Origin of the sequence: Evansella tamaricis (genome assembly GCF_019042215.1) — a bacterium.
Taxonomy (GTDB): Bacteria; Bacillota; Bacilli; order Bacillales; family Salisediminibacteriaceae; genus Evansella; species Evansella tamaricis.
In genome coordinates, this window is the sequence record NZ_JAHQCS010000001.1 from 1 (window position 1) to 10,720 (window position 10,720).

6 protein-coding genes are annotated in these 10,720 nt (G+C 35.2%); 5 read left to right on the top strand and 1 reads right to left on the bottom strand.

All coding sequences use genetic code 11. From position 1 onward, the window contains the following. Nucleotides 1-359 precede the first annotated feature (359 nt). Entirely contained in the window at nucleotides 360-1,421 is a 1,062-nt protein-coding gene (locus tag KS419_RS00005; RefSeq protein WP_246593558.1) for an acyltransferase family protein, read from the bottom strand. A gap of 370 nt (nucleotides 1,422-1,791) precedes the next feature. Between KS419_RS00005 and KS419_RS25410 the strand changes: the two genes are divergently transcribed. The 5 genes from KS419_RS25410 (at nucleotide 1,792) to KS419_RS00030 (ending at nucleotide 10,176) form a co-directional block, all read left to right on the top strand. Next, nucleotides 1,792-4,791 carry a PD-(D/E)XK nuclease family protein gene (locus KS419_RS25410; RefSeq protein ID WP_217064044.1) on the top strand — a complete coding sequence of 1,000 codons (3,000 nt, stop codon included), beginning with the start codon at nucleotides 1,792-1,794 and terminating at the stop codon, nucleotides 4,789-4,791. Beyond that, entirely contained in the window at nucleotides 4,784-7,969 is a 3,186-nt protein-coding gene (locus tag KS419_RS00015) for a UvrD-helicase domain-containing protein (protein ID WP_217064045.1), read from the top strand. Before KS419_RS25410 ends, KS419_RS00015 begins: the two co-directional genes overlap by 8 nt. Before the next feature lie 329 nt (nucleotides 7,970-8,298). Then, on the top strand, nucleotides 8,299-8,562 hold the full coding sequence (locus tag KS419_RS00020; protein WP_343215001.1) for a phage holin family protein: 264 nt from the start codon (nucleotides 8,299-8,301) through the stop codon (nucleotides 8,560-8,562). Nucleotides 8,563-8,631: 69 nt separating this feature from the next. Continuing rightward, on the top strand, nucleotides 8,632-9,582 hold the full coding sequence (locus KS419_RS25415) for a peptidoglycan DD-metalloendopeptidase family protein (RefSeq protein WP_217064046.1): 951 nt from the start codon (nucleotides 8,632-8,634) through the stop codon (nucleotides 9,580-9,582). Between the two features lie 72 nt (nucleotides 9,583-9,654). Further along, on the top strand, nucleotides 9,655-10,176 hold the full coding sequence (locus KS419_RS00030; RefSeq protein WP_217064047.1) for a bactofilin family protein: 522 nt from the start codon (nucleotides 9,655-9,657) through the stop codon (nucleotides 10,174-10,176). Nucleotides 10,177-10,720 lie beyond the last annotated feature (544 nt).

The following is a 10,720-nucleotide window of genomic DNA, read 5'->3' on the forward strand; positions in this document are numbered from 1 at the left end:
GGTAAATGAACCAGGTTCCGTTGAACCAGGTTCAAAATCCCCAGGTTCAATTCGTGAGTATGGGCGAGTATGAGGGAGCCTGAAGTAGGGGTAAATGAACCAGGTTCCGTTGAACCAGGTTCAAAATCCCTAGGTTCAATCCGTGAGCATAAGGGAGAATGGGCGAACCTGAACCAGGGTTAAATGAACCAGGTTCCATCGAACCAGGTTCACCCCCCCCCAAGTTCAATCCAAATCAAGACCAAACCCCCTTATTCTATTCGTGAAACATGAACATGGGGGAATTATGAATTAGCTGGAGAAGGGGAAGTAAAGTAACGAAAAAACCAAAATGTAATTGCCCTGACACCAGTTTCCATTCATGTAAGTTTTGGTTCAAAACGATATTTATCTTCTTCTTCCGGCACATAGATTGTCTTTCCGATAAAGTAATGGCTAACGGGAAAATAAGAAAGTATCTTTGCGGTAGCAATAGATGCTGAAATAGAATATACATATGCAAATATAAAGTAAACTAATGGATGTAAAAAGGACATAGCTGGTAAATAATAAAGAAATATTTTGTGTAATAAATAGATATTAAATGAATATTTACTAATCCATAAAATAAATGGTGGTATACGTTCGTATTGTGAACTTAAGAGAATAATTGCAAAAATTATACTTACTGTGTAAATCAACATATCAACTCTTTTAGAAGAAACGACAGTTATCAAATCACTTCTAACTAAGAAGATAATTAGGAACAACGAAAAAATCGGCATTGCATAAACCAACCTTTTATATTGGTGTAATTTTTCTTTAAACCACACAAAGTTTCTCCCACAATAAAACCCTAATACAAAGTAAAAAATCCATCCAACAAAAGGTAACCAATATCCTCTAAGCCATATGTATTCTCCTTGTGGAATGGTTAGAGGTGCTGAAAGGTTAAAATAAGCTAAATATAATATGTTGATAAAAAGGGAAATGACTAAAACCTTTTTAGGATCCCATTTATTAAGATATTTTTGAAAAAGAATATGAAGTAAATAGAATTGAAAGATTATTAATATGAAGTAGCCGTAAAAACCTCCAAGAAAGAGATGTTTAAAGGTATTTTGGAAAAAATCCCCCATATTGTTACTAATAATTGCGGCATATAAGACTGCAATAAAAAGAAATGGAAATAGTAAAAATTTTCCCCGTTTCTTTAAAAAATCTTTAGGAACTTTCTTTGGGTATGCATGGGAAAGAATAAGTTCTGAAATAAATACAAATGCAGGCGTCCCAAAAAACGCCATAAACCTAATAAGGATTAATACATATTCGTGGAGCTTTGATGTCATTTCGTAATTACCAAGTGTCGTATTAACTGCGTGAGTTACAGCAACGGCTAAACAAGCGATCGAGCGCAGCCAGAAAGCTTCGTTGATAATCATCTTCTTCAATCAGGACACGCCCCTTACAAATAAATGGAATAATACTTTAAATGAGCTAAATTTAGTATTTCATAATGTTATCTTTAATATTAGTAATTAAAGATATGGGATGAATGGAAGTATTTTTTAATGGCTCTTTTCGCATAGATTGTTGTTTTTATGACAAAATTTTTTTTTGGAGATACAGGCGGACGCTTTCACACAAGGTACAACTGCGACATCTGCTCAATCGAGGTAAACCATTTTTGGTATAGGTAAATGTGTATGATAAGTATAGGATCATCACATTTAATGTTCATAAGCAGGAAATGAGTAATAAATAGAGAATTGGATATCAAAGGATAGACACTGTTTACAAGGGGGCGGAGGAGTGAAAAAAGTTACGGAACAGTTAAAAGAAATTTGTAGAAATTATCCATTTCAAGAAAAAGTCTTACTGACTGATTCATACGCCATTGGTGAAGAAATAGTTAGCCGATTTATCAGTGAAGGAAATCACGCCATTAATTTAAGAAATAGGACTGTCCGCGATATTGCTTTGGAACATTCAGAGATTTCCTCTCAAGAGCAATTTGATTACATTGAAAATACTGTTGCTGTGCAGATGGTGTTTAGAATTCTAACATCGATCAAACAAAAAGAACTTTTACAATATTTTAATTTTCTTGAAGTTACTCCGGCTTTTTGTCGAGCGATTTACGATACGATTAGGATACTAAGGTTAGCAGGTATCACTTCAACTACATTAAATACAGAGGCGTTTATTACAGAGGAAAAAGGATTTGATATACAATTATTGTTAGCCGAATATGAACAGATGTTGTCAGTGAATAAATTTAAAGACGATACAATTCTTCTGCTTGATGCGATAAATGGTTTACAAAAGAAACCTAATGCTGTCTATATACTGCAATCTAATCTATCGTTATCTCTATTAGAAGAGCAGTTTTTAAAGCATCTTTTACCGGAAGAGTACTTTAAGCTACCATTGACACCTGTTTTTGGAGTTCCAGTGCCAGAACACTCAGAACTGCAATCTATTTCATGGGGGGAACCGGGGAAGTATAGTTATTTATACGATTTGGAAAATGGAGAAAATGCTCCCAAGCCTGAACTTACTTTATTAACAGCGAAATCGGAAGAGATGGAAGTAAAGGGTATATTGGAACAAATGAAACACCGAGGAAGTAAGATGGATGAAAATGTTATCTTTTATACGAGTGCAGATCCATACGTTACAGTCATCTATCATACAGCACAAAAGAACGATATTCCTGTTACTTTTGGAGAAGGAATTCCAATCAGCTTTACAAGACCTGGTCGTTTTGTCAAAGCAATGATACTATGGATTAAAAATTCCTATAGTGTAGAAGCATTTATTCAACTGTTACAGGAAGACACCTTCACATTAGGGGATGAATCTCCTTCAAAAACGAGAGTAACTAAATTATTAAGAGAAGCTCAAATTGGTTGGGAAACGTCACGATACCTTTCTCAAATTGAAAAGGAAATAGAGAATATACAATCTAAAATAGATAGAACGAATGATGACATGCATTTAAGTTATCTAGAAAGTCGATACAAAGAATATACTTTTTTAAAAACATGGTTCAGTAGAGTTTTTAAAAAAATTCCTCCATTACAGGAACAGATGAACACAAGTGATGTGTTATCAGGTTTGTTGTTTATGTTACGAGGACACTGCAAGTCCACTTCCCCATTGGATGTTGCGGCAGTTTCAAAAATGACTGAGGAAATTGAAAGAGTATTACCTTATACGGACGAAATATTAACCATGTATGAATTAGTGGAGAAGGTAAATGGTCTTTTACTTGATACAAGGGTAAACCAGTCTGGTCCTAAAGGTGGACATCTCCATGTAACTAATTATGCCAAAGGTATTTATCAAGGAAGAGAAAACGTATTTATTGTTGGTTTAGATAATCACAAGTTTCCCGGAACAGTCAGAGAAGACCCATTATTGTTAGATGAAGAGAGACTGAAACTTGGAAATAAATTATTGATTCAGAAAGACAAAAATCAAGTGAACCTTTACTCTATGTTACAACTGTTGGCGAACAATTCTGGTGAAATTTCAGTGAGTTATTGTCAGTTTGATATTAATAATAACCGAACAATTAGCCCTGCACACCTCTTTTTGCAGTGTTTTCGGTGCAAAACAGGAGAGTATAATGCAGAATTTAAAGATCTACTTACTTCCAATGAGGTCCTTCGTGTAACAGAAACATTGGATGAGAGAGATTTCTGGTTAAATAAACTGATGGGTTATCAAATGTTTGAACTTGATCAGAAAATTATAGAAAATCATCAAACATTAGGGAATGGTCTGAAAGGGGAAGAGCACCGACAACAGGAAGAATTTTCCCCATACGATGGTCTTGTTCATGTACATGGAGAGGTGGTTGATCCACGTGTAAATAAAGAAAGAAGAATGACAGCAGGTAAGTTAGAAAAACTTGCTCAGTGCCCGTATGCCTATTTTTTACAAGAGATTCTTCGAGTGAAGCCGGCAGAAGAAATGACATATCATCCGAATGTATGGCTCGATGCAGCTACAAGAGGAAGTTTGATTCATCGTATTTTTGAAATGTTTTACAGACGATTAAAGGAAAGAGGAGAAAAGCCTAGCTACTCGATACATGAAGAAGTCATCTTGGCAATTGCCAATGAAGTTATTCTTGCGCAGAGGGAGGAACTACCTCCTCCGAGTAACCGTGTATTTGATCGGGAAGTAAGTGATATCCTGCACTGTTGTCGCATTTTTCTTAAAGAAGAAGAAGAATATTGCAAACATTATGATCCGGAACATTTTGAGTACCGTTTTGGAATAGATGATATACCTCCGGCAGAAATTAAATTTCCATCGGGAGAGACAATAGCTATTTCAGGAATCATTGACCGTGTGGATAAATCTTCTTCAGGACATTATCAAATAATCGATTACAAAACAGGAAGTACTTACAATTACAGTGAGAAAGAATCCTTCAAAGGCGGAAGACAGTTGCAGCATTTTATTTACGCTCTAGCTATAGAACAGCACTTAACATTAGATTCAGGATCTGTTATTGAGAGTTCTTATTACTTTCCAACTACTAAAGGATTGGGAGAACGGTATGTCCGAAAACAAGATGACAACTTACGGAAAAATGGACTGGACATCTTAGAAAAGTTGATTGATGTATTGAAATATGGTCACTTTACCATGACAGACGATCTAAACGATTGTAAATTCTGTGATTATAAGGCTATTTGCAGAAGAGACACATACGGGGAATCAATTATAGAGAGAAAACAGATGTCGGAGGCAGAGGGAATTCGAAAGTTTAAGGGGGTCAGAGTCTATGAGTAACCGCATTCTTGATCAAGGTGCGAGAGATATGATCTTAGAGAATGTAAATATAAACATATTAGTGGAAGCTGGTGCAGGATCTGGTAAAACAACGAGTCTTGTTGGGCGTATTGTAAATCTTATTTATTCCGGGGCTTATAAAGTTGAAGAGATCGTTGCCATTACGTTTACTCGAAAAGCCGCAGATGAGTTGAAAGTCCGTTTTCAATCAGAATTGGAGAAACGTTGGAAAAAAGAATCGAATCCTATTGTGAAAGCAAGGTTAGCTGAGGCTCTACAAAATATTGATCAATGTTTTTTAGGAACTGTACACGCTTTTTGTGCTAGATTATTGAGGGAGAGACCAATTGAAGCGAAGTTAGACCTGGTCTTTACTGAATTGGAAGAAGAGGATGACAACGATCTCTTGGAAGAGGCCTGGCACCAATTCCTTCAAGTGGTACAAGATGATACCTCATTTTTGTTGAAAGACATGGAAGAATTAGGAATTCAGGTGGATGATTTATTTGGCCCATTTAAAGAGTTGAAGGAGTATCCTGATGTGAAATGGGTCTCTAAAAAAGTAAGTAAACCAGATTTAAAGTCTGACTTTGATACTTTTCTAAACCTCATTAAAGAAGCTAAAAAGTGTATTCCTGACAAAGAACCTGACAAAGGGTATGATCCGGTTCAAAAGTCAATTCTAACTGCCATTCAAAAGGTCAGACATATGGACTCCATTCGGGATAAAGACAGAATCGAGATATTTGAGTTATTTAATAAAAAACTAAAACCGACGTTAAAAAAATGGTCTTCGAACGAGGATGCCAAATTTTACTCTGAGAAAATAGCAGCTTTCTTTGAGGTATCAATTGCTCCGTTACTTAAGAAATGGAAGGAATATTGTCATCCGAAAATTATCTCTTTTTTGCGAAGGGGAATGAATCAGTATCAACAACTAAAAAGGGAGAGGTCTCTCCTAAATTTTCAGGATTTACTCATTAATACAAGAGATCTATTAAAGGACCATTCAGAAGTAAGAAGTTATTTTCAAAAAAAGTATCGGACATTACTGATAGATGAATTTCAAGATACAGACCCAATTCAGGCGGAAATAATGTTTTTCTTAACAGGAAAGAACACGTCAGAAAAAGTGTGGACAAACTGTAAACCCCGTCCGGGATCTCTTTTTGTTGTCGGTGATCCGAAACAGGCAATCTATCGCTTTCGCAGGGCAGATATGGATACGTATAATCGTGTGAAAAAATTAATCCTTGCCCATGGTGGTAAAATCCTTCATTTAACGATGAACTTTCGAACGATAGGTGCTGTGACAGAGTCATTAAATATGGTGTTTGAAGAACAATTACCTGATCAGGAAACCGTTTATCAAGCTGCATACAGAGAATTAAATTCATATCATCAAAAATCAGAGGATTCCTTTATTGGAATTAAACGGTTATCCATTCCTTCTGAATATAGTAAAAAAGACGATGTAATAGCAGAAGATGCAAGAAATATAGCTCAATCCATAACGGAATTAATTGAAAAGGGATATAATCCTAGTGATTTCATGATATTGACTAGGTACAATGATGGGATTGTTTCTTATGCAGAAGCAATTGAAAGTCATGGAATTCCAGTAAGCGTGAGTGGAGAATTAATTATAGGAGAAATGAAGGAATTTAAGGAACTTTCCATCTTATTAAAAGCGTTTGTTGATCCAACAGACGAACTCTCCTTTTTAGCTGTCTTACGTGGTACGTTTTTTGGTGTTAGTGATGAAGAATTATATCAGTGGAAACATGCTGGTGGAAGATTCTCCATTTATGCCAGTGTTCCAGAAAATTTGACTGATACGATAAAAGAAAAATTTGAATTAACTATTGGAAAACTTTCAAATTATCAAAAATGGATTAGATCCTATTCCCCTTCCGTAGCTATTGATAAAATCATGGAAGATGTGGGTTTTTATCCTCTTCTTATCCTTCGAGACCAAGGTAAAAAAGCATATAAGGGTATTCTTCAAATACTTGCTGCCCTTCGAAGATATGAAGAAATGGGTCATACATCCTTTAGAAGTGTCTATGAACGTTTTGAGAAAATGGTTTTTGAAAAATCAGTTGTAGCAAACATGGATGAGGATGTGGCTGCTGTCCGTATTATGAACATCCATAAAGCAAAAGGGTTAGAGGCGAAGATTGTCTATTTAGCCCATCCGATAAAGAAAGTAGATCCTGAATCATTCTTAACAAAACATATTAAACGGCAGGATGAATTATCTGAAGGATATTTTGCTTTTTTTAAGAAAACTGGCTTTCAATCAAAGGAAATTGCTATCCCTCCTGACTGGGAAGACGTAAAACTAGAAGAGTTAAGGTATCTAAAGGCAGAAGAAACCCGTATTGTATACGTTGCCGCTACAAGGTCAGAATCAGCGCTTATTCTTAGTTCCTCCCATAACTCAAATAAAAACAATCCTTGGATTGATTTAGTGAACATAGAAAATTTAGAAGAAATTACATTAGATGGTGAGCATAATGGTGTTAGAAGGATGAAGGAGTTTATAAAGATAGAGGAACTCTTGTCAGGAACAAAGGGTTTAGAAAATTGGGTTCATGATTCCTCTGTTAAAACTTACGATACCTGGAGTCCCACGGAAAATAAAAACTATCGGGATGTCTTAAACATGGAAAGGGATTCAGGTGGTGGGAAAGAATGGGGCTCAATTATTCATGATGTCCTAGAGAAAGTTGTGCAGGGACATGATGTTACTCATTATATAAAAAACATATTACTGAAGTATAATCAGCCGATGGAACGGGAAAAAGAGGTTTGGAAGTATATAAATCATTTCAAATCATCCCAAATTTGGATTGATCTTGAATCCGCAGAGGAAGTTTATACGGAGGTCCCCATTCATTTAATGGTTGAGAAGGGAGACCCACTGTATAACATTGATTCCTCGAAAAGAGAGCAGACTACTCATTTTGTAAAAGGGATAATAGATTTAATATATAAATTCAATGGAAAATGGTTCATTGTTGATTACAAAACCGATCGTCCTAAAAATGAACAAGATGTTCATACTCTAAGCGTATTTTATGCCGATCAGATTCAATTTTATAAAAATGCATGGGAACAGTTAACCGGAGAGGTTGTCAGTGATGCAACATTATATTTCTGGGTTAACCCTTAATTAATGAAGTTGTTATTAATCCAAAAATGATTTTTTTCAGGTTTGACCTTATATGCTCCCCTTATGGATGTTGGATCGTAAAGAGATCTTCATTTATGGGGGAGTTATTTGAGTATTGTAACTTAAAAATATATTTCATTCCTTCACTCCCTCCGTTTGTCCTCCTCTCACCACTTATCAATTCATTATTGTACCTTAAGACGCTTTAATTACACATTTTATATCTACAAAATCTTTTTTTTGAATGAAAAGTAGTAAAGTTGTCCGGGAAGTTTCATAGGATTGAAGTATATCAATCTTTTTACTTCATGGAATGGAGGAGAAAAAGAGTGGATTTACTTGAGTACATCGTTGAAGACGCATTAATTCTCATTCCTGTATTAATGATTATTGGAAAAATGCTGAAGGATACTCCGAAAATTATGGATTGGACGATTCCTTATTTGTTATTAATTTTAGGAGTGGTTTTATCTGTTCTAATTATGGGTGTAAGTATTGATTCTTTTATTCAAGGTATTCTTGTTACAGGTGCGGCAGTATTCACTCACCAATTAGTTAAGCAGACACGAAAGCAGCTTAAAAGTGTTACATAGTGTAATATCCAAATTTGATAGAAGGAAGGAGGGAATCTCCTTCATATGTAACTGTGGGGGGAGAAGGTTGTGGCAAAGAAAAAGATAAAGCAAAAAAAATGGAGCATTGTCCTTCTTTCTGGAGCAAAATCTTCAGTTAAGTATGTAAATATTACAAGATATCTCCTTCATTTTTCTATCCTCTTTATTGCTATAAGTACTCTTGCTGTTTTTGGATATATCTATTATCAATTTTATGAGAAAGAGCAAGAACAAAAAGCATTATATGAAGAGGTTAAAAAAAGAGACTTGGATATGGAAGAAGCAAAACATGAAATTGAATTGGCAAAACAAGAAAACACATATTTACAGGAAGAAGTCTTAACCGTTCAAAGGTACATTGAAGAATTTAAAAAATTTGAAGAACGTTTAGCTGAATTAGAATTAGAGGTTCCTTCTGCTACAGAGGGAGATAGGGGTGGAGGAACTCCATTTTCTTTTGGTGATCATCTGGAAACAAGTGATACCGCATCGGAAAGATTGTTGGAAATGCAAGCGGAACTACCGGAACTAATTGCATCTTTTGAACAAACGGTAGATCGTTTACATGCTTATGAAAAGGAACTTAGAACCATCCCAACAATTATGCCAACTGATAATGGTCGAATTACTTCCCATTTCGGAAATAGGGCTGATCCATTTACAAGAGCCACTTCTTTTCATTCTGGTATCGATATTGCAGCTCCACTTAATACTCCTATTTATGCTACTGCAGATGGCATTATCATTAGTGTTGGCTGGGAAGGTGGGTATGGTCGTACTATCGTTATTGAACATGGTGATACGTACGAAACTCTTTATGCCCATTTAAACGAAATTTATATAAGTGTTGGAGATGAAGTGGAAAAAGGTGATTTGATTGGGGGGATGGGTACTACCGGGAGAAGTACAGGGGTACATCTGCATTATGAGATACGAAGAAATGGAAGTTTAGTAGATCCTTATCCTTATATGACATTTCACGAATCTCAAGGAGACTAATCAATACTAAGGTTTTTATTAGATAATAAATAATAAGGAGGTGAGACCAGCACTTGATGCTGGTTATAACAGATGTTTTCAAAACAGAAAAGTGAGAAAAAATTAAATCAAGTATTAACTGTTATTGGTGAAGAAACAGTAATCGAGGGAAGGATAGTTATTGATTCAAGTATAAGAATCGATGGCAAGGTGTTTGGTGAAATAAAATGCGCTGGCGATGTCACAATTGGAAAAAATGGGTATGTAGAAAAATCTGTGAGCTCCCGTAATTTATTTATTGCAGGAACTTTTAAAGGGAATGCAAAAGTGGAGAGTAAAATTCACATTTATGACACGGGAATTTTAGATGGTGTAGCTGAAATGCAAACGATTATAATAGATGAACAGGGACAATTTAACGGGAAAAGCTTCATGAAAGGAATATCAAGTAGTCATAAACCTAAAGTTATTGAAATGGATAAAGAGAAGGTAAGGAGTAAGGTTATTGACACCGGAAAAGAGCAAATGAAAGATAATGGGAAGGAACTATTTCAAGAACGAGGCAATATAAAGGAAAGTGAAAATGGAAAGCAATATCAAGAAAACTCTGTATAAGAGAATGGTTTTGCTGCCGCCTAAGCCCATGATAGGAATTGGATGCGGCAGCTTTTTCTATCCCTTATATAATACGGGGGGTATTTAAGACCTAATATAATAGAAGTTTCCCAGGCAAGCGCATAATACGACAAAATTTCCTTTTATCTAACAGATATCAATTGACGAAAGCAAAGCAGGGAGATCGTTATTAAGACATTAGTTTAGTGTTAGATAATAAGGGGTATAGATAATTACCATAAAGTAACATTGCCTAAGTATTTTTAATTTGGTATATTATTAATCCAAGTTGTTCTTCACCATCTTTCATAAAAAAAGTATAGAAAGTTGTTGACGAAATCATTTGGAAATGGTATATTTGTATTTGTCGCTAAAAACAATCATTTAGGAATAAACAAAAAAGTTCTTGACGACTGAAAGTTATATTGGTATAATATAAGAGTTGCTGTAAAAAACAACAACATCTTAACTTGACCTTTGAAAACTAAACAAAAAGCCAAGCAAAGTGGGATATGAATTCCTTCATTATAATGATGAAGCGATA

Excerpts from the sequence above, each read along its gene's own strand:
- KS419_RS00030 (WP_217064047.1), top strand. The coding sequence starts at position 9,655 with ATGTTTTCAAAACAGAAAAGTGAGAAAAAATTAAATCAAGTATTAACT.
- KS419_RS00015 (WP_217064045.1), top strand. The coding sequence starts at position 4,784 with ATGAGTAACCGCATTCTTGATCAAGGTGCGAGAGATATGATCTTAGAG.
- KS419_RS00005 (WP_246593558.1), bottom strand. The coding sequence starts at position 1,421 with ATGATTATCAACGAAGCTTTCTGGCTGCGCTCGATCGCTTGTTTAGCC.